At 61.3% G+C, this 19,964-nt stretch carries 16 protein-coding genes; 10 read left to right on the top strand and 6 right to left on the bottom strand.

Annotation, left to right across the window (positions count from 1 at the left end; translation table 11 throughout):
• The first annotated feature begins 28 nt into the window (after window positions 1-28).
• Both WDN46_02950 and lon read left to right on the top strand, forming a co-directional pair.
• Entirely contained in the window at window positions 29-436 is a 408-nt protein-coding gene (locus WDN46_02950) for an Hsp20/alpha crystallin family protein (GenBank protein MEJ0092409.1), read from the top strand.
• A gap of 15 nt (window positions 437-451) precedes the next feature.
• The gene (lon, locus tag WDN46_02945) at window positions 452-2,854 is read left to right on the top strand and encodes an endopeptidase La (GenBank protein MEJ0092408.1); all 2,403 of its coding nucleotides are present in this window, start codon (window positions 452-454) and stop codon (window positions 2,852-2,854) included.
• A 64-nt stretch (window positions 2,855-2,918) separates the two neighbouring features.
• On the opposite strand, the gene WDN46_02940 is transcribed toward lon, so the two are convergent.
• Window positions 2,919-3,890, bottom strand: coding sequence for an NAD(P)-dependent oxidoreductase (locus WDN46_02940; GenBank protein ID MEJ0092407.1), 972 nt, complete (start codon window positions 3,888-3,890; stop codon window positions 2,919-2,921).
• Between the two features lie 230 nt (window positions 3,891-4,120).
• Between WDN46_02940 and WDN46_02935 the strand changes: the two genes are divergently transcribed.
• The 4 genes from WDN46_02935 to WDN46_02920 are packed head-to-tail and all read left to right on the top strand — an operon-like array spanning window position 4,121 to window position 7,350.
• Window positions 4,121-4,345 (top strand): hypothetical protein, encoded by a 225-nt coding sequence (locus tag WDN46_02935; protein ID MEJ0092406.1) that lies wholly within the window; start codon window positions 4,121-4,123, stop codon window positions 4,343-4,345.
• 12 nt (window positions 4,346-4,357) lie between these two features.
• Window positions 4,358-4,897, top strand: a complete 540-nt coding sequence (locus WDN46_02930) for a cytochrome C oxidase subunit II (GenBank protein MEJ0092405.1) — start codon at window positions 4,358-4,360, stop codon at window positions 4,895-4,897.
• Complete coding sequence (locus tag WDN46_02925) at window positions 4,866-6,506, top strand: cbb3-type cytochrome c oxidase subunit I (protein MEJ0092404.1); 1,641 nt, start codon at window positions 4,866-4,868, stop codon at window positions 6,504-6,506. Before WDN46_02930 ends, WDN46_02925 begins: the two co-directional genes overlap by 32 nt.
• Window positions 6,507-6,513: 7 nt before the next feature.
• Complete coding sequence (locus tag WDN46_02920) at window positions 6,514-7,350, top strand: c-type cytochrome (GenBank protein ID MEJ0092403.1); 837 nt, start codon at window positions 6,514-6,516, stop codon at window positions 7,348-7,350.
• 23 nt (window positions 7,351-7,373) lie between these two features.
• Here the strand turns inward: WDN46_02920 and WDN46_02915 are convergent, their stop codons facing one another.
• The 4 genes from WDN46_02915 to WDN46_02900 form a co-directional block, all read right to left on the bottom strand.
• Window positions 7,374-7,964, bottom strand: a complete 591-nt coding sequence (locus WDN46_02915) for a GNAT family N-acetyltransferase (GenBank protein ID MEJ0092402.1) — start codon at window positions 7,962-7,964, stop codon at window positions 7,374-7,376.
• 129 nt (window positions 7,965-8,093) lie between these two features.
• Entirely contained in the window at window positions 8,094-8,483 is a 390-nt protein-coding gene (locus tag WDN46_02910) for a hypothetical protein (protein ID MEJ0092401.1), read from the bottom strand.
• Window positions 8,484-8,685: 202 nt separating this feature from the next.
• Window positions 8,686-11,643 carry an FAD-linked oxidase C-terminal domain-containing protein gene (locus WDN46_02905; GenBank protein MEJ0092400.1) on the bottom strand — a complete coding sequence of 986 codons (2,958 nt, stop codon included), beginning with the start codon at window positions 11,641-11,643 and terminating at the stop codon, window positions 8,686-8,688.
• 187 nt (window positions 11,644-11,830) lie between these two features.
• On the bottom strand, window positions 11,831-12,601 hold the full coding sequence (locus WDN46_02900) for a GntR family transcriptional regulator (GenBank protein ID MEJ0092399.1): 771 nt from the start codon (window positions 12,599-12,601) through the stop codon (window positions 11,831-11,833).
• Window positions 12,602-12,749: 148 nt separating this feature from the next.
• On the opposite strand from WDN46_02900, the gene WDN46_02895 reads away from it, so the two are divergent.
• The 4 genes from WDN46_02895 (at window position 12,750) to ppc (ending at window position 19,120) form a co-directional block, all read left to right on the top strand.
• Entirely contained in the window at window positions 12,750-13,958 is a 1,209-nt protein-coding gene (locus WDN46_02895) for an alanine--glyoxylate aminotransferase family protein (GenBank protein MEJ0092398.1), read from the top strand.
• A gap of 122 nt (window positions 13,959-14,080) precedes the next feature.
• Window positions 14,081-14,863 carry a fumarylacetoacetate hydrolase family protein gene (locus tag WDN46_02890; protein MEJ0092397.1) on the top strand — a complete coding sequence of 261 codons (783 nt, stop codon included), beginning with the start codon at window positions 14,081-14,083 and terminating at the stop codon, window positions 14,861-14,863.
• A gap of 20 nt (window positions 14,864-14,883) precedes the next feature.
• A complete protein-coding gene (locus WDN46_02885) occupies window positions 14,884-16,170 on the top strand; it encodes an MFS transporter (GenBank protein ID MEJ0092396.1) in 1,287 nt (428 codons plus the stop codon).
• 178 nt (window positions 16,171-16,348) lie between these two features.
• Window positions 16,349-19,120, top strand: a complete 2,772-nt coding sequence (gene ppc / locus WDN46_02880; GenBank protein ID MEJ0092395.1) for a phosphoenolpyruvate carboxylase — start codon at window positions 16,349-16,351, stop codon at window positions 19,118-19,120.
• A gap of 11 nt (window positions 19,121-19,131) precedes the next feature.
• Here ppc and eutC read toward each other — a convergent pair whose 3' ends face one another.
• Window positions 19,132-19,950, bottom strand: a complete 819-nt coding sequence (gene eutC, locus WDN46_02875) for an ethanolamine ammonia-lyase subunit EutC (protein MEJ0092394.1) — start codon at window positions 19,948-19,950, stop codon at window positions 19,132-19,134.
• Window positions 19,951-19,964: the final 14 nt, after the last annotated feature.

Genomic DNA, 19,964 nt, shown 5'->3' with positions numbered 1-19,964 from the left:
TTTGTCGCTCGCCAGTGGAGGATGAGGCATGAAATACCCGGATGCGCGGGCCTGGATGTGGTCCGATGCGGTGGAAATGCTGGTTCGGGCGGAGCGATTGCACCGCCAAATGTTCCAACCCGCCTCGAGTCGCAGCCGCACGCCCAATTGGGAGCCTCCGGTCGACGTCCTCGAGACGGATCGGGAAGTGCTTGTTTTTGCGGCGTTGCCCGGCGTCGATCCGGAGCATATCTCGGTCACGCTCAGCAACGGCATGCTGCTGATCACAGGCGAACGCGTGCCGCCGCCCCAGCTGATGACGGCCGCGATCCACCGGCTCGAATTGCCGCAGGGGCGTTTCGAGCGACAAGTGCCGCTGCCAGCTGGCCGGTATGAGGTTGCGCGACCCTCGGTCGTCAATGGTTGCCTCGCCATTACTTTGCGCAAACTCGTCTGATCGAGGATATTCGATATGTCTCGTTTTCCCCAAATTCTCCGCGCCGCGGACGCCGGCGCGCCCGCCGCCGTCGCCAGTCCTCGCGTCGATCTTCCGGAGGACGCCCTAATTATCGTGCCGGTGCGCAACTTCGTACTGTTTCCGGGCGTCGTCATGCCGGTAACCGTCGGCAGGCCCAAATCGATCGCCGCAGCGCAAGAGGCCGTCCGACAAGGACGTCCGGTTGGCCTTCTCATGCAGCGCGATGCGAATGATGAGGACGCCTTGCCCTTGAACATGCATCGCATGGGCGTTGTCGCCAGCGTCCTGCGCTATATAGCGGCCCCCGACGGCGGTCATCATTTGATCTGCCAGGGCGAACAACGCTTTTATGTCGAAGAATTCGTCAGGGAGCAGCCCTTCCTCGCCGCTAGGGTGCGACGGATCGAAGAATCCGACGCGCGCTCGCCTGACATCGAAGCGCGTTTCGTCCATCTCCAGGGTCAGGCGTCGGAGGCGCTCCAGCTTCTGCCGCAAACGCCGAACGAGCTGATCGCCGCCGTCAACGGAGCCAGCACGCCGGCCGCTCTGACCGACCTCGTCGCCGCTTACATGGATGCGACGCCCGAGCAGAAGCAGGACATACTGGAGACCATCGATCTTCCTGCGCGGATGGACAAGGTCGCCCGGCTGCTCGCCCAGCGCATCGAGGTGCTGCGGCTGTCGCAGGAAATCGGCCGCCAGACCAAAGCTACCCTCGATGAGCGTCAGCGCGAGATGCTGCTGCGCGAGCAGATGGCGTCGATTCAGCGCCAGCTCGGCGAAGGCGACGGCAAGGCGCAAGAGATCGCCGAGCTGACCGGGGCGATCGCAAAAGCGAACATGCCGCCCGAGGTCGATCAGGCGGCGCGCAAGGAGCTGCACAGGCTGGAGCGAATGCCCGACGCCTCCGCCGAATTCGGCATGATCCGCAGCTATCTCGATTGGCTGATCGAACTGCCCTGGACGCTTCCCGAAGAGGCGCCGATCGATATCGCAGAGGCGCGCCGCATTCTTGACGAGGATCACTTCGGTCTCGAAAAGATCAAGGAGCGCATCGTCGAATATCTCGCGGTGCGCAAGCTTGCGCCGCAGGGCAAAGCGCCGATTCTTTGTTTTGTCGGACCGCCCGGCGTCGGCAAGACGTCGCTCGGCCAATCCATCGCACGCGCCATGAGACGAAAATTCGTCCGCGTCAGTCTCGGGGGCGTTCATGACGAAGCCGAGATCAGAGGCCACCGGCGCACCTATGTCGGCGCTTTGCCCGGCAATATCATTCAAGGCATCCGCAAGGCCGGGACGCGCAATTGCGTAATGATGCTGGATGAGATCGACAAAATGGGAGCCAGCGCCCACGGCGATCCGGCCTCAGCCATGCTCGAGGTGCTGGATCCCGAGCAGAACAATAGCTTCCGCGACAATTATCTCGCTGTGCCGTTTGATCTCTCCAGCGTGGCGTTCATCGCCACAGCCAATATGCTCGACACGATCGCCGGGCCGCTGCGCGACCGCATGGAGATCATCAGCCTCACTGGCTATACCGATGCGGAAAAGCTTGAGATCGCGAGGCGCTATTTGATGCGCCGCCAGCTGGAAATGAACGGTCTGACGTCCGCGCAAGTCAAGATCGACGACGCCGCGCTGGCTGACATCATTCGCGGCTATACGCGCGAGGCGGGCGTACGCAACCTCGAGCGCGAGATAGGCCGCGCGTTACGTCACATCGCCATCAACATCGCCGAGGGCAGCGCCAGCCACGTTCACATCAAGCAAAGCGATCTTAGCGATCTGCTCGGACCGCCGCGGTTTGAGGATGAGGTGGCGATGCGCGTCAGCGTGCCGGGCGTTGCGACAGGCCTTGCCTGGACTCCGGTCGGCGGCGACATTCTTTTCATCGAAGCGACCCGCACCCCTGGCCATGGCAAGCTGATCCTCACCGGTCAGCTCGGCGAGGTAATGCGCGAGAGCGCGCAGGCGGCGCTCAGCCTGGTGAAGAGCAGGGCAGGCGACCTCGGCGTCGACCCCGCGATGTTCGACAAGAACGACATCCATATCCATGTTCCGGCCGGCGCGACGCCGAAAGATGGACCGAGCGCCGGAGTTGCGATGTTCATCGCGCTCGTCTCTGTTCTGAGCGGGCGCATTGTCCGCAACGACACCGCCATGACCGGCGAGATCAGTCTGCGCGGGCTGGTGCTGCCGGTCGGCGGCATCAAGGAGAAAGTGGCCGCGGCGGCGCGGGCGGGCTTGACCCGCGTTCTGCTGCCAGCCCGCAATCGGCGCGACTATGATGACATTCCGCAAGACGCCCGCGAGCGTCTCGAATTCGTCTGGCTCGAGCGGGTCGATGACGCCGTCGCCGCTGCATTTGAAAGCAAGGAAGCGACGTCCGCAGCATAAGCGCGCAGCGGATCCTGGGGCGCGATCAATTCAAATCGAAGCGATCGCGCCTCCGTCACACCTTTCAGAAGATGCGATTTTCCAATTCGCGCCCATTGATGAAATGATCGAGATTGCGCTGGAGAATGGCTGCAAGACGCCGTGCTGGAAGCGCGCCGCCCATCGCGGCGATATGCGGCGTCACAATGACATTTTTACAGGCCCATAACGGATCATCGAGCGGCAGCGGCTCAGGGTCCGTCACGTCAAGACCCGCTCCTCCAATCACGCCTTTTGCCAGCGCATGGCTGAGCGCCGCCCCATCAATGATCGGCCCTCGGCCGATATTGATGACGAAGGCGTGACGCGGCAAGGCCGAAAGCTCCTTTGCGCCGATTGCATGATGCGTGCTCTTCGTCAACGGCGCCGCGACAATGAGCGCGTCGCTGACTTTGAGCGCGTCGCCTAATTTATCGCTGGACAGCGTTTCGTCAGCAAGCGGCTCCAGTCGCCCGCGCTGCGTTACGGCTATGATGCGGGTCCCAAAGGGACGCAGCCGGAGCGCGATCTCCCGCCCGATGCGGCCAAAGCCGAAAATGGTTACGGCCGCGCCATCGAGCGTCGTCACGCGGGCGCCGATCTCCGACTTCCATTGATGCTCGGCGCCGCTGTCGAGCGCGTCTGGCAGCCCGCGACCAAGCGCCAGCAGCAATGCCAAGGCGTGCTCCGCGACAAGAGGAGCATAGGCGTCGCCCGCGTTGGTCACGACGACGCCGTCCGGGGCGCCGTAACGTTCGACTGCGTCGAACCCCGTGCTCATCAGCTGAATCCATTTAAGATGGCCGACATCGCGCCGGAGCGTTGCGACAAACTCGGCGTCATATGTCGCGGGTTCGATCCAAATCGCGTCGGCCCGCGGCAATTCCCTCATGAGGTCGGCGCGGCTGTTCGCTACAACGGATTCGACGCCGCGCCGCGAGGCGGCGGCCTCTAACTCAGCTCTGCTCTGAGCGCTCGCCAGAATGGGGCTTTGAGCGCTCCCTATTATGATGTTCATGTAACAATGATTCCTGGTGGGAGGACATCGGTTGCGATGGCCTGACGATGCGGGTCAGTCTCTGTTTGGAATGCGACCTAACGATGAAGGCGAGGCCCGCATGCTCGCTAGAGCGGGTTCGGGTTCGGGTTCGGAAGCAAAAATTGAACGCCGGAGTACGTCTACCGTCCGGCTTGCGCTAGAACAAAACTCGACGCCATTTTCTTGCGTAGGTTACAGTTGACGCAATTTTGAAATTAGCTGAAAGAAAGTGCATGGCAAATTTTGATCAATCCTTGGAATCGCTCATCGCGGAGAACGTTTCCGACCCGGCCGCCGACGCCGCGTTGGAGCAGGCTCTGAAGATTGTGCCAAGGGGCGCGTTCGCTTTGGCCGGCTTAACTCTGAGCTTGTTACTGCTGGCTTGGCTTGCGGTTTATTTCTTCGTGTTCCTGCCGCGCGGCCCGATCAGCTGAGGCTCTCCAATCATGAATGAGCAGGACATTCAAAAGACGGAGCGCAGGTGGGCCGCCATCGTCATCGTCGCGGTGGCGATCATGCTCGCAGTCACCGGCGTCTCAAGCTTCGTCATGGCGATGCATCCGCCGAGCCATGTCGAAACCACCGACCCGACGACGCTCGGCGCGAACAAAGAGTTCGCCGAAAACAATCTCGGCGCTAGCGTCAATCCTGACGGTTCGGTGACGGTGCGGATCATCGCCGCCCAGTTCGCTTTCGTGCCGCGCTGCATCCCCGTGCCGCAAGGAAAGCCGGTGACGATTCGCGTCACCAGTCCCGACGTCATCCACGGCTTTCTCATCGCCGGCACAAACGCAAATACGATGGTCGTGCCCGGCTATGTTTCCGAAATTCACACGGTCTTCAACGAGGCGGGCGATCATCTGATGCCTTGCCACGAATTTTGTGGATTGGGCCACAGCGAGATGTGGAGCCTGGTCCGCGTCATCCCGCAGAGCGAATGGCGCAATGACGAGAATGGAAGGGCGAGCTGTGACATACCGCGCTGATCGGCTGATCCTCGCCCATTTCGGGGTCGCGTTCGCGACCTTCGCCGTCGCCATTATTCTAGGCGCTTGGCAGATGACGGTGCGCAGCGGCCTCAATCCCGTCTTTACGTCGCCGGAGGCCTATTTCGCTTCGGTCACCGCACATGGCACGATCATGGGCTATGTCATGCCGACGCTGTTCGTCATGGGCTTTGGCTATTTCGTCGCCGTGACCTCGCTTGACAGGCCGCTGCCCAACACGCGCCTCGCGTGGATCGGCTTTTGGCTCATCATGGCTGGCGTCGTCATGGCGATGGCCCCTGTGCTGGCCGGCAAAGCCACCGTGCTCTACACTTTCTATCCGCCGCTGACCGGCAGCGTGTTCTACTATCTCGGCCTTGTGCTCGTGGTTGTCGGCTCTTGGTTCTGGATCGCGTTGATGATCTGGGCGATGAGCGACTGGAAGAAGGACAATCCCGGCAAGCCCGTTCCGCTCGCCATGTTCGGCAATGTCGCGAACGCGTTCCTGTGGTTGTGGACCACGGCCGGCGTCGCCGCCGAGCTTTTGTTTCAGGCAATTCCGGCCTCGCTCGGCTGGACGCAGACGATAGACATCGGCCTCGCCCGGACGCTATTTGCCTGGACGTTGCACCCAATCGTCTATTTCTGGCTGCTTCCCGCCTATATCGCATTCTACACAATGGCGCCGCGAGCCGCCGGCGGCCGGCTTTACAGCGATATGATGGGGCGCCTGAGTTTCTTGCTTTTGGTGCTCTACTCGCTCCCCGTCGGCATGCATCATCTATTCACGGACCCCGAACACGGGACCGGCTTCAAGTTCCTTCAGATGATGCTGACAGCGCTCGTGACCGTGCCGACATTGCTGACGATCTTCACGATCGGCGCCTCAATGGAGATCGTCGGACGGCTCCGCGGCGGTCGCGGCCTATTCGGCTGGATCGGAGCGCTTCCCTGGGACAGGCCGATGGTGCTGGCCACCGGGCTTAGCTTTGTTCTGCTCGGTTTCGGTGGTTTTGGCGGCACCATCAATATGTCTTATGGCATGAACGCCATGATCCATAACACCTCCTGGGTAACCGCCCATTTTCATCTGATCTATGGCGGTTCGGTGGTGACCATGTATTTCGCCATCGCCTATGAGTTTTGGCCGAAGCTCGTCGGGCGCCAGCCGCTGTCCCTAAAGCCAATTCGTCTGCAGCTGTGGCTGTGGGCTATCGGAATCGTGGTGACGACTTTTCCCTGGCACGTGCTAGGTCTGTTCGGCGAGCCGCGCAGGGTCGCGACCTTCGACTACGCCAATCCAGCGATCGCGTTTTGGCAACCCTGGACCATTGTTTCGATGATCGGCGGCTACATCATGCTCGCCGGCGGCCTTCTATTCGTGTGGAATCTCGTGACTCTCTATCGCGGTCCGGAGGCGGACCGTCAGATGCATTACGCCGTCGCCCTACATCCGCCGCAACGGGTGCCGAGCGCCCTCAACGGATTTGCGCTTTGCAACTGGCTGCTGCTCTTCCTGATGCTGATGGCCTACGGATACCCGATCGGGCAGTTCTTCTTCATCAAGGATTATCCCGCGCCTATTCATCGCGTCGACCTTGGAGGCTAAGCTCCACATGTCCGAAGCTCTTCCTCCCCCAACCGAGCCTAGCGCCGCTGATCGCTCCTGGTGTCTTTGGGCTAGCGTGCTCGTCGGCGCTTTTACCCTCATCAGCCTTATCCTCGCGCTGATCGTTCTGCCGTCGCGGAGCGAGACCCGGTTTGACCCATTCACCGCCATCTGCCGCGCGCTCGGCATACCAGGTTACGCGAAGATCCCGCCGGACCCAGGCGCTGCGACGGCGAGCGCTCCCGTCTCCAATGTCGCGTGGACGGTCGAGACGCGCCGTCTCCTCTCCAACGCGAGCGCGACGCGGGGCGCGACTATCGCCAAGGACACCTGCGGCGTCTGCCATGGCGAGGATGGAAAATCTGTCGATCCGGCCCAATTTCCAAATCTCGCCGGGCAATCCGAAGCGGCGATTTTCAAGGAACTCCGCGATTTCCAATCGGGCGATCGCAAGTCCGACATAATGCAACCGATCGCCGCGTCTTTAACGGAAGAGCAAATATCTGATGTCGCCGCCTATTTCGCGACGCGGCCGCGGGCGGATTTGCGGGCGGCCGACTCGGGGGTTTTGCTCAAGATTAGCACTTTGGCGCGGATCGGCGACCCCGCGCGCGCGATTCCATCTTGCGATTCCTGCCATGGGTTAAGCCGGAGCGGTCCCGAGGCCGCTCCTCTTCTCCTCGGCCAATCCAGTCCCTACCTCGAACAACAGCTCAAGGATTTTGGGACTGGCGAACGCCACAACGACTTTTTCAAGCGCATGCGAACCATCGCGCATCAACTGACGCCTGACGAGGAGCGTCGCTTGGCCATTTACTACCAAGGCATGCCGGCATCAAACTAAGCGAGATCAGAGTCTCGGCAGCGCTACGATGGCTTGCGGAGCATTGACCAGCATCGAGGGCCATTCTTTACCTTCCACTCATGCGTTACGGCAAAGCCGAGCGAGGCGTAAAAGGGAAGGTTGGCTTCGGTTGCAGTCTCCAGATATGCGGGAACCCCGTCGGCGTCGGCGCGGGCGAGTCCCGCCCGAACGGCGGCGCTGCCGAAGCCTTTGCGCTGGGCGGAAGGCAGGCATCCCGCCGCGTGAAGATACCAGTGGGGCTCTGGTGGATGATGCTCGTCGCTGGCTCCGCTGAAAACGAGCACGCGACCGATCGCAGGCCCCGACGCCGCCACCCAGGGCCACGCCTGCTGTATTTTTTCGACGAGCGAATGGCGTTCATGGCCAGGGGCTCGCCAAATTGTTGCGGCCTCGCCGTTTGCCGTCATGAACCGGGCGCCCCTTGCGCCGTCGACGCCATAGACGACGCCGTAAAAACCCGGAAGCCGCGCGCGGCGAACCTCCGGATTGGGAAAAATATAAGCGATTACGGGGTCATCTTGGAACGCGGCCCCAAGCATGGCCGAAACGCGCGCTTTGTCCGCGTCGGCGCATTCTCTTACGGACTGGCTCATTGTTGAACCTTGCTCCCTTTATGGCCGCGCGATCCCAATTCCCTACGCTATGATATCCATTCGGCGCATCGCGAGCCTAACCTCAACTCATTCTTCAGTAGCTGCGGCGATCGGCAAATGATCCGCTGGTCAGGGCTTTGCGACGTGCCAGACGTCCTTGAAGCCATCGCCCACTACGTCTCCCGGCTTCGCGTCCTTGATATAGGCATAAAGCGGCTTGCCCTTGTAGGCCCACTGCGTCGCGCCGTCATCGCGCGTAACGATGGTCCAATCACCAGAGGCGCTTGCGCCCGCCGCGGACACAAAAGGCGGCCAGTTGGTGGCGCATCCGCCGTTGCAAGCCGATTTACCCTCCGCATCCTTGTCGAAGATATAAAGCGTCATGCCCTTGGAATCGACGAGGGCTTTGCCCTTGCTTGTATCGGCGGCGTGCGCCGGAGCCGGCGCTTGTGCAAATGAAGTATTGGCGACGAAAAGCGCGCCGGCGATCAGCGCGGCGCGGACGAAAGCTTTCAGCATTGGTGCTCTCCATGGTCAACATCGATCAAAACATAAAGACGCCGGGGCGCCGCGTTTATTCTCGGCGATCGTCCTATATTATTTCAGTGTGCGCTATAATCGTGGTTCAGAGCTCTGTTTCAAAGTAACAATTTCGCGTGATCTAGGCCGATTCGTCGAACCGTTAAATATTATGCGTTAGGTTAGCGTCGCCGCGCTGATGTCATTGCGGAGTCATAAAGCTCGCGTCCGCCGCGGCTATGCTGGCGGCCATGAGGCGCGCGACGTGAATTGCTTCGCGGCCCGAGCCGTCTTTGATCTGGTGCCGGCAAGACGTGCCGTCCGCAACGACAATGGATCCGGGCTCCGCCTTGCGAACGGCGGGCAGTAGGGACAATTCGGCCATCGCCAGCGAGACATCGACCGTCTCTGCTTGATAGCCGAACGCGCCGGCCATGCCGCAGCAGCTTGATTCGATCGTTTCGAGTTTGAGACCGGGAATCAGCCGAAGAGCAGCCTCGATCGAGCTCATGGCGCCGAACGCCTTTTGGTGGCAATGGCCATGCAGCAAGACTTTCTCGGCGAGGGGCGCGAAGCGAGGCAGGAATCGCCCGGCCTTGGCTTCGCGGACGATGAATTCCTCAAACAGAACGGCGAGCGCCGCTGCGCGGTCGGCGTCGGCCCCGGGGGACACAGCGGCCAGCTCGTCGCGAAACGTGAAAAGGCAGCTTGGTTCGAGTCCAATGATCGGCGCGCCGCGCTCCAGGAACGGCTGCAGCGCTTTCAGCGTGCGCGACATCTCCGCCCGCGCCGCCTCGACATTGCCTACTGAAAGAAATGTCCTGCCACAGCAAAGCGGGCGTTTTGATCCATCGGCAGCGCGCGCGATGTGAACCCGATATCCCGAACCCGTCAGCGTTGCTAATGCAGCCTCGACTGTCCCCGGCTCGAATGCGGCGTTGAAGGTGTCAACCCAGAGGACGACCTCTCGTCCGTCGCGCGGCCCCAACGCCTCCGCAGGAATGGCGAAGCGATCGCGCCGCCAGACGGGCAACGAGCGGCGCGCGCTGATCCCGATCATCTTCTCGGAAAGCCGGGCCAAGAATGGGATGCGGTTGCGCAGGTTGAGCAAGGGAGCGATGCGCGCGGCATAGGGGGCATAGTGCGGCAAGAACGCGACCAGCCGATCGCGCATGGAATAGCCGAGCTTTGCCGCGCGAGCCGCCAGAACCTCGATTTTCATGCGCGCCATATCGACGCCAGTTGGGCACTCGCGCTTGCAGGATTTGCACGAGACGCACAGCTTCATCGCCTCGGCCATGTCATCCGAGCTGAACGCATCCTTTCCGAGTTGGCCGGAAAGCGCGAGGCGAAGCGTGTTGGCGCGCCCGCGCGTCACATGCATTTCATCGCGGGTCGCCCGGTACGAAGGACACATTGCGCCCCCTTCGAGTTTGCGGCAGGCGCCATTGTTGTTGCACATCTCGACGGCCCCCTGCAGGCCGCCGACGGCGCCTGGATAAGCAGACCAATCGAGCTGGGGCCGAAAATCGTCGACATGATAGTTTGGCGGATAGCGGAACAGACTGCGATCGTCAAAATGCGGAGCCCGCACGATCTTGCCCGGATTGAGCAAGCCCACCGGATCAAAAACGTCTTTGATCTCCTCGAAAGCCCGCACCAGCTTCGAGCCGAACATGGGCTCGTGAAATTCGCTGCGAGTCAGACCGTCGCCATGCTCCCCGGAATGCGAGCCCTTATATGCGCGCACCAATGCGAAAGCCTCCTCGGCGATCGCGCGCATCGCTTTGACGTCTTTGTCCAATCGCAGATTAAGCACGGGGCGCACATGCAAGCAGCCCTCCGAGGCATGCGCATACCACGTGCCTCGCGTGCCGTGCTTTTCGAATATGCTCGTCAGACTTTGCGTGTAATCGGCAAGGTGCGGCAGCGGCACCGCGCAATCCTCGACGAAAGAGATCGGCTTGCGCTGGTCCTTCATCGACATCATGATGTTGAGGCCAGATGTGCGCAGGTCAGTTATCGCCGCCTGAAGCGCAGGATCGAACACTTCCACGACGCCGCCCCAATGCGCGCCCTCGCGATCAAAGCCAAGGCCAAGATCGCCCATCAGCGCGACGAGCTGCTTCATTCGGCGGACATTCTCGGCATCGTCTTCCGCGAATTCGACGAGCAAAAGGGCCTCTGGCGTCCCGCGCAAAATAGCGTCGATCGTCGGCCGGAACATGGCGATCTCGCTTGCCAGCGAGATCAAGGTTGAATCAACAAGCTCGACAGCGATCGGCTTCAGCTTCACGAGATGCTGGGCGGCATCCATCGCCGCGTAGAACGAGCCGAAGTGACATAGGCCGACTGCGCGGCGTCCGAGCAGCGGCCATAGCTTCAATTCGATGGCGGTCGAATAGGCGAGGGTCCCTTCAGACCCGACGAGAGCATGCGCGAGGTTGATGCGACCGCGCGCGGGATCGAGAGCGTCGAGATTGTAGCCGCCGACGCGGCGTTGCACTTTTGGGAACCGCACGGCGACTTCGGCCGCCTCGCGCGCGCCAATCTCGAGGAGCCGCCCGGCGAGCGCTTTTTTGCGATTGTCTTTCAGACCGGCGAGATCGGCGTCGACTTCGCCAAAGCTCATGGCCTCCCCATCGGCCAATATCGCCTCGATGGAGATGACGTTGTCCTTTGCGGTGCCATAGCGCAAGGAGCGACCGCCGCAGGAATTGTTTCCAACCATGCCGCCGATCGTCGCGCGCGAGGCCGTGGAGACATCGACGGGAAACCAGAGACCATGCGGCTTGAGGCTGCGATTGAGTTCATCGAGCACGATGCCCGGCTCGACCACGCAGCGCTTGTTCTCCACGTCAAGCGAGAGGATGCGGCGAAGATGTTTGGAGCCATCAATGATGAGGCCGCGGTTGATTGTCTGGCCGCATTGCGACGTGCCGCCCCCGCGCGCAGTGACGGGAATGCCCTCATCCCGCGCGAGGTCGAGGGCGCGCCGCGCCGCGTCCATGGTCTTGGGCACGACCACACCCGTGGGCATCATCTGATAATGTGAAGCGTCGGTGGCGTAGCGGCCTCTGTTGAATGGGTCGAATAGCACTTCGCCTTCAACCTCGGCTTTCAGCCGCCTGCCGAATCCCGACTGTGACTCACCCTGCATCCGCATACCCCGATTGCCGCCATGCCGCCGCTCGAACGATGGCGGCGCTGTCTACGCCAGTTTTATAAGTCCATTGATCGGAAACGCTATATTTTGCATGCAATTCTGGACCAAAGTGAATTCAGAATGACCAACTAGCATGCCTCGGAGAGGCGACCGCGAAAATGCGGCCGGGCATCGAACGGGCTTACCGCGATTGTCTCGGCGCCTCACAGCTCGCCGCGCTTGGGATGTCGAAACAATCGATGGCGGCTGCGCGCTTATTGCGCAGATGCCGGAATAGAATATCGCTCAGCTCCTCGCCTGCGCGCCGACGCAAAGCGTCAAGAATGTCTTCATGTTCGCGCATGGCCTCGCTCCAGCGATCGCGTTTCCTGTCCATATTAGCGGCATAGCGCACGCGACGAATTCGGCCGGCGACGCCGGCGTAGGCGGCGTTCAAAGCCGAATTGCCGGCGGATCTGACGATGCTCTGATGAATCGACTGATTGCAGCGGAAGTAACCGTGCATATCCCTCCGCAGAAAGCACGCATACATCTCGTGATGCATTTTTTCGATCTCGGAAATCTCGTCTTCCGTGATATTTTCGCAGGCAAGCCGTCCGGCGAGCGCCTCGAGGCCGCCCATAAGGTCGAAAAGCTCTCTCAGATCGGCGGCGCTCAATTGCCGCACCCTGGCACCCCTATTCGGAAGCAGTTCGACCAGTCCCTCGGACGCCAAGACTTTCAGCGCTTCGCGCAACGGCGTACGCGAAATCGCAAACATCTCGCAAAGCTGACGTTCAGGAATGCGCGCGCCGCCGGGAAGATTGCCTTCGACGATATAGTCGCGCAGGCGCGTCAAAGTCTCGTCGTGCAATGAAGCGGCGGACCCGCCATTTTCGGACGAATCCGCGGGATCGCGTCGCCGACCGGCAACGCCCGTTTCGAGATCTTGCAGAATGATTCCGGTCATCATCGGTATTAGTAATGCCTCCGGCCCGCGCCGTCGATACGCCGTATTGAACGCATTATTTCTATTGCCTGTCAAAATTTTGAATGCAAATATGCCGGCAGCAATAAGTCTGGGCGTCGATGCAGTCGGCGATTCATCAAGGAGGGAAAGCATGACGGCGCGCCAAGGACGCCATTTTCTGCAGATTCCGGGACCAAGCCCCGTGCCCGACAGAGTGCTTCGGGCGATGGACATGCCGGTGATCGACCACCGCAGCGCGCAGTTCGCGAAGCTCGGCCGCGAAGTGCTGAAGGGCTGCCAGGAGGTGTTCAAAACATCGGGTCCGGTCATAATCTATCCATCTTCCGGCACCGGGGCTTGGGAGTCGGCGATCGTCAATACTTTGTCGGCGAATGACAAGGTTTTGATGGTCGAGACCGGACATTTTGCAACCGCGTGGCGCCAAATGGCGGCTCGCTGGGGGCTGGAAGTCGATTTTCTCGCTGGCGACTGGCGTCGCGGCGCCGATCCGGCCGAGATCGAAGCAAAACTGGCGGAAGACAAGTCTCATTCAATCAAAGCCGTCATGGTGGTGCACAACGAGACCTCCACCGGCGTGACCAGCCGCATCGCGGAGATCCGCAAAGCGATCGATAGGGCCGGCCATCCCGCGCTGCTGATGGTGGATACCATTTCATCCCTGGGCTCGGTCGATTACCGTCACGAGGAATGGGGCGTCGACGTCACCGTGAGTTGCTCGCAGAAGGGCTTGATGCTGCCGCCGGGCCTTGGCTTTACGGCGGTTTCGGAAAAGGCCCTCGCGGCGTCGAAAACCAACACGCTGCCCCGCTCCTATTGGGATTGGGGAGACATGTTGAAGCCCAACGCGAATGGCTTTTTCCCTTACACTCCGGCGACGAACCTGCTTTACGGACTTCGCGAAGCGATCGCGATGTTGCTCGAGGAAGGCCTCGATGAGGCATTCGCCCGTCATCAGCGGCTCGCCGCCGCGACGCGCGAAGCCGTGCGCGCCTGGGGATTGGAGGTGCTTTGTCAGGAGCCCGCCGAATACTCCCCGGTGCTGACCGCGGTTCTCATGCCCCCCGGCCATGACGCGGATCGGTTCCGCGCCGTCGTTCTTGACAAATTCAACATGTCGCTCGGCGCAGGCCTGACGAAGCTTGCGGGCAAGGTGTTTCGCATCGGCCATCTCGGCGAGTGCAATGAGCTTGTCTTGATGGGCGCTTTGAGCGGCGTCGAGATGGGTCTTTCCGCCGCAGGAGTGCCGCATCGCGCGGGCGGCGTATTGGCGGCGATGGCGGTTTTGGAGGATCGCGGCGACTCCAATTCGTTTTCCCCGCTGATGGCGGCCGCCGGATGACGCGCGGCTCTACTCCGTCCAGCAAACCGTGGGTTGCGATCGACCCCCCGTGCTGCCTTTGAGCCATTGCTAAAAGACTCGACCTGGCTCAAAAGAGCCGGCGGTTTGCCTCGGAGAGATTGATGATCACGCAAAGCGCGGAGGCGAAAGACGATGCGGCGGCGCGTCTTTTGAACATGCTGATCGCCGCCCACGCGACGGGCCATGGCGTCGCCGGGCTCGCCGCCGAAGATTTCCAAATCTCGCAAGCCGAGGCCTATCGCGTTCAGGCGGACATCGCGAAAACTATCGGCCCGACAGTCGGCTGGAAGGTCGGACGCAAGGCGCCAACCGCCGCCCCAGCTTTTGCGCCATTGTTCGAGAATCGCATCCACCGCTCTGACGCCACATTGCCGCGAGATAATTTTCGGCTGTGGCTCCTCGAAGCCGAACTCGTGTTCCGCGTTGGACGAAACCTTCCGCCGATTGGCAGGCCTTATGCGCGCCAGGAGATCTTTGAGGCTATTGACGAGGTGTCGGCCGGTTTCGAGATCATAGACAGCCGGTTTGCGGCGTGGCCCGACCTGACGCCGCAGCTTCTCGTGGCCGATCTTCTCTCGCATGGCGCGATGGTCATCGGATCGGGCGTTTCGCCATCGCCTGCGATGTCGTTCGAACGCGCCAAGGTTCGCTTCCTTATCGACGAACGCGTAGCCGTCGAGGGCGAAGGCGGCAACCCAGCGGGCGACGTCATCGAACTCGTCGTTTGGCTCGCCAACCATCTGGCCTTGACTGGCGTTGGCCTGCGCGCCGGCGACCTTGTGACCACCGGCTCCTACACTGGAATGACGCAGCTTCCGCCAGGGAGCCGCGCCGTAGCGGACTTCGCCGACATCGGCTCCGTCGCGATTGCGCGCTCGGCATAAATGGTCATCAGGAGATAGACATGCGACTCAGCTTGAAGCCAACGCATGGCGTACTGGCGCTCCTGTGCATCATGTATTTCATAACCTATGTCGACCGCGTCAATATTGGCACGGCCGCGGGCGACATACAAAAAGATCTCGGCCTCACCAATACGCAGCTCGGCCTGGTGTTCTCGGCCTATGCCTATCCCTATCTCGCATTTCAAATATGCGGCGGATGGTTGGGCGATCGCTTCGGGCCGCGCAAGACGCTGTTCTGGTGCGGCGTGATATGGGCTGTGGCGACCATTTCAACCGGATTCGTCACGGGACTGGCGACATTGTTCGCCGCCCGCATTCTGCTGGGATTGGGGGAGGGCGCGACATTCCCCGTCGCCACCAGAGCCATGCAATCTTGGGTGCCCGCGGCTAGGCGGGGCTTCGCCCAGGGGATCACGCACGCCTCCGCAAGGGTGGGCAACGCCGTGACTCCTCCGATTATCGCCGCGCTCATGATTGCGCTGACCTGGCGCGCATCTTTCGTTCTGGTCGGAATCATCAGCCTGCTTTGGGGCCTTGTCTGGGCTCTCTATTTCCGCAACGAGCCGAAAGATCACCCGGGCATCTCGAAGCAAGAGCTGATGGAGCTTCCGGCTCCCACAGCAGGCGCCGTCAAGCCGAAGATCCCATGGAGCGCGCTTATCCGTCGGATGTGGCCGGTCACGCTCACCTATTTCTGCTATGGCTGGTGTCTCTGGCTTTATCTCAACTGGCTGCCGCTGTTCTTCAAGACCAACTATGGTCTCGACATCAAAAAATCGGCGCTCTTCGCATCAGGCGTCTTTTTCGCGGGCGTGATCGGAGACACATTGGGCGGCGCGCTGTCGGACTACCTCTTAGCTCGCACTGGCGACATCCGTTTCGCTCGATTGAGCGTTGTTGTTTTCGGCTTTGTCGGAGCCCTCGCGTCGCTGATGCCGATTCTTTTTGTGCGCGACATGACAGTCGTCGCTATTTGCTTGTCCGCCGGATTCTTCTTCGCAGAAATGGTCATCGGTCCAATGTGGTCGATTCCGATGGACATCGCGCCCAAATTTTCAGGCACGGCGGCGGGCCTCATGAACACGGGATCGGCATTTGCCGCGATCGCGTCGCCGCTCGCGGCGGGCGCGATGATCGATATAACAGGCAATTGGTATTTGCCGTTCATCATGTCGATCGGGCTGCTGTTGGCAGGCGCCATTTCGGCGTTTTTCATGCACCCGGAAAAACCACTCGAGGACGTTTTTGCCGAATTGCCGATAGGCGAGGCAATCGCAGCAAAATAAACGCCGGCCCATCGCATCGCCGAGCGTTGCTGAACCGCGCAGTCCATGTGAACAATGGATGCTTTTTCGGCAGGCGGCGCAAGCGGCTGCGCTCGGCCTTGTGCGGCGGGCGAAATCTGTCAAACTCGCGTTGCGCCAGCGCCGCCGACGAGGCGCTGATGACGGCGACGAGGCACTGATGACAAAGAGTTTCGGTTCAAGTTCGACCACCGGGGCCTCCACCATCGAGCGCCCCCTCATCGATGACATTCGCCTGCTTGGCCAATTGCTTGGCGACACCATCCGCGAACAGGAAGGCGATGAAACCTTCGAACGCATCGAAAGCATGCGCCGTCTCAGCGTCGCCTTCCAGCGCGACGCCAATCCGGAAGTAGGGCGCGCGCTCGATGAATTGGTGCGCGGGCTGACATCGCAACAGGCGATGGCGGTCATCCGGGCTTTCAGCTATTTCGCGCATCTCGCCAATATAGCGGAGGACCGCCACAATATTCGCCGCCGCGCGGCGCAAGAGGCGCAGGATCCCAAAAGTCACGAAGACGGCAGCCTCTCTCTGACCTTTGAGCGCATGGCGGCATCGGGCATAGCGCCGAAGACGATCGCCGAGGCGCTGGGACGCAGTTTGGTCTCGCCGGTGCTGACGGCCCATCCGACCGAGGTGCAGCGTAAAAGCCTGCTCGACGCCGAGCGCTCCATCGCCCAGCTTTTGCTCCTGCGCGAAACCACGCAAAGCGAACGCGAGCGCAAGCAAAACGAGATGCTGCTCAGGGCCAGAATCGCGCAATTGTGGCAAACGCGACTACTGCGCTACGCAAAGCTCAGCGTCCGCGACGAGATCGAAAACGCGCTTGGCTTTTACCAAACCACCTTTCTGCGCCAGATTCCTCGCCTCTATGCGGAGCTCGAGGATCATTTGGACGGTGCGCCGATTGGCCCATTTTTCCGCATGGGATCCTGGATCGGAGGCGATCGCGACGGCAATCCCAATGTCAACGCCGATACATTAGCGCTCGCGTTACGGCGCCAGTGCGAAACAACCCTGCGCTATTACTTGACCGAAATTCACATACTCGGCGGCGAACTCTCGATCTCCCGCCGGCTGGTCGGATGCACCGCGCAATTGCAGGCGCTGGCGCATCGATCGGGCGATGAAAACGCGCATCGAGAGGATGAGCTCTATCGCCGCGCCCTGATCGGCATCTACTCCCGGCTGGCGGCGAGCCTCTTCGAGCTGACGGGCGCCGAAGCTTTGCGGCATGCCGTCGCGTCTGGCGAGCCCTATCTCGACGCCAGCGAATTGCAGGCTGATCTCGCCACCATCGAAGAGTCGCTGCGCGCGAACCACGGGGCCGCCCTGATTCCGGCCCGCCTCGCGCCCCTACGCCGCGCCGTCGACGTGTTCGGCTTCCACCTCGCCACTGTGGACCTTCGGCAAAGCTCCGATCGTCATGAGGAGACCCTTAAGGAGCTGCTGGTCGTCGCACGCGTCGTCGACGATTACGCGAAGCTCGATGAGTCGCAGAAACAGACGCTGCTGCTCGGGCTTCTCCGCGATCCGCGGCCCCTGCGCATCCCCGGCGTTCGCTATTCCGCGCGGAGCGAAGAAGAAATCGAGATTTTCGAGGCAGCGAGAAATCTGCGCAGGGCTTTTGGCCAAAGGGCTATCATTCATTACATCATCAGCCATACGGAAACGGTCAGCGATCTGCTGGAAGCCCTTACGCTGCAGAAAGAGTGCGGCATGATGCATGGCGTCTTGGGCGACGCCGATTCTTCCGCGGAGCTGTTGGTCGTCCCGTTGTTCGAAACGATCGAGGATCTGCGCAACGCCGAAGCCATCATGCGCGCGTTTTACGCATTGCCGGGCATCCCCGATCTAGTGCGCGGATCAGGGACCCAGCAAGAGATCATGCTGGGCTATTCGGATAGCAATAAGGATGGCGGCTTCTTCACCAGCAATTGGGAATTATACCGCGCCTCGACCGCTCTGGCGAAATTGTTCAAAGAGCATCAAGGCATCTCGCTGCGGCTCTTTCACGGACGCGGCGGCACTGTCGGGCGCGGCGGCGGCCCGAGCTATCAAGCCATACTGGCGCAGCCGCCGGAAACCGTGAACGGACAGATCAGGCTAACCGAGCAGGGCGAAGTCATAGCCTCCAAATACGCCAATCCAGACATCGGGCGGCGCAATCTCGAAGCTCTGGTCTCGGCCTCGCTTGAAGCGACCTTGCTGCCGCCCGCACGCACCGCTCCGGAAGATTTTTTGCAAGCCTCTGCGGCGCTCTCGGAAAAGAGCATGAAGACTTTCAGGGGCCTTGTTTACGACAATCCGCGTTTCGTCGACTATTTCTTCGCCGCGACGCCAATTGCGGAAATCGCCGAACTCAACATCGGATCGCGCCCCACTTCCCGCCGCTCGACGCGGCGCATTGAGGATCTGCGCGCCATTCCCTGGGGATTCTCCTGGGGCCAGGCGCGTCTCACTCTGCCTGGTTGGTTCGGCTTTGGGTCAGCGGTGGAAGCATTCGTCGCCGATGCGCCGGAGGAGCGAATGGCGCTTTTGAAGCGCATGAACGCCGAGTGGCCCTTCTTCCGCACTTTGCTCTCCAATATGGACATGGTGCTCGCCAAGGCCGATATGGGCATAGCAAAGCGTTACGCGGACCTTGTGCCCGACCGAGAGCTGGCCAGCCAAGTCTTCGGCGCTTTGGAAGATGAATGGCGGCGCACTGTCGAGGCGGTGAACGAAATCACGGGGACAACGGAGCGCCTGGCCGACAACCCAGCTTTGGCCGGATCGATCAAACACCGTTTCCCTTACATCGCCCCGCTCAATCACCTCCAGGTCGAACTTCTGCGGCGCTGGCGAAGCGGCGAGCACGACGAGGCGACCCTGCGCAGCATTCTCATCTCAATCAACGGCATTGCAGCGGGTCTCCGCAATACCGGTTGACACGGGAAAAGCTAGCTCGCGTCGCCGTCGTCAATCAGGAAGTTCGCTTGCGGCGCGGGGCTCTTCGTGACGGCGAGGGGCATCTCGACCTCGTCCTTAAGCTCGACGCCGGTCAATTTACGTCGTCGCGCCTCGCGCAACAAATATATCAGTCTATGCGCGGCGTCAGGAAAACTTTGGCCATCGGGCCGCACATTGGAGATGCAATTGCGCGCAGCGTCGGTCAGTCCTATGCGGGGCCCATAGCTCACATATAGCCCGAGACTGTCCGGCGCGCTGAGCCCCGGCCGCTCACCGATCAGCACTACGACAATTTCGGCGCCAAGCAGCTGCCCGATTTGGTCGCCGATGGCCACCCGGCCCTGCTCCACCAAAGTCACCGGGGCCATCCGCCAGCCTGCCTCCGCCAGCTTCGGGCGGACCGCATCGAGCATAGACCGCGCATGCTGATTGACGGCGAACGCCGACAGGCCATCGGCGACGACAAAGGCGATGTCGAAGCCGCAGGCGCCCTTGTTTGCTAGTCCTGCGAGTCGCTCGCGGGAGCGCTCGTCCAGTCGTCGGCCGAGGTCGGGGCGTTGCAAATATTGCGTGCGATCGGCGGCGGCGCTGTGCAGTCCGACGACAGGATAACCAGCGGCCTCGAGCTGCGCGCAGAGCACCTCGCGATCCATCGGCAAATGCACCGCATCGCGCGCGCGCGCATGAGCGAACTGAAACTCAAGCAGCGGCTTGGTCGGTATGCTGACCCCTGCCCGTCCCAGCGCAATGCGCGCCTGCGTGAAGCGGCGCAAACTCTCCCAAGGATTGGCGACGACAAGTTTGCTCATAGCGATGGACCCAT

Source organism: Methylocella sp. (assembly GCA_037200525.1).
GTDB lineage: Bacteria > Pseudomonadota > Alphaproteobacteria > Rhizobiales > Beijerinckiaceae > Methylocapsa.
The sequence above is the reverse complement of the archived record's forward strand: the minus strand, read 5'-3'. Positions and strand labels throughout refer to the sequence as shown.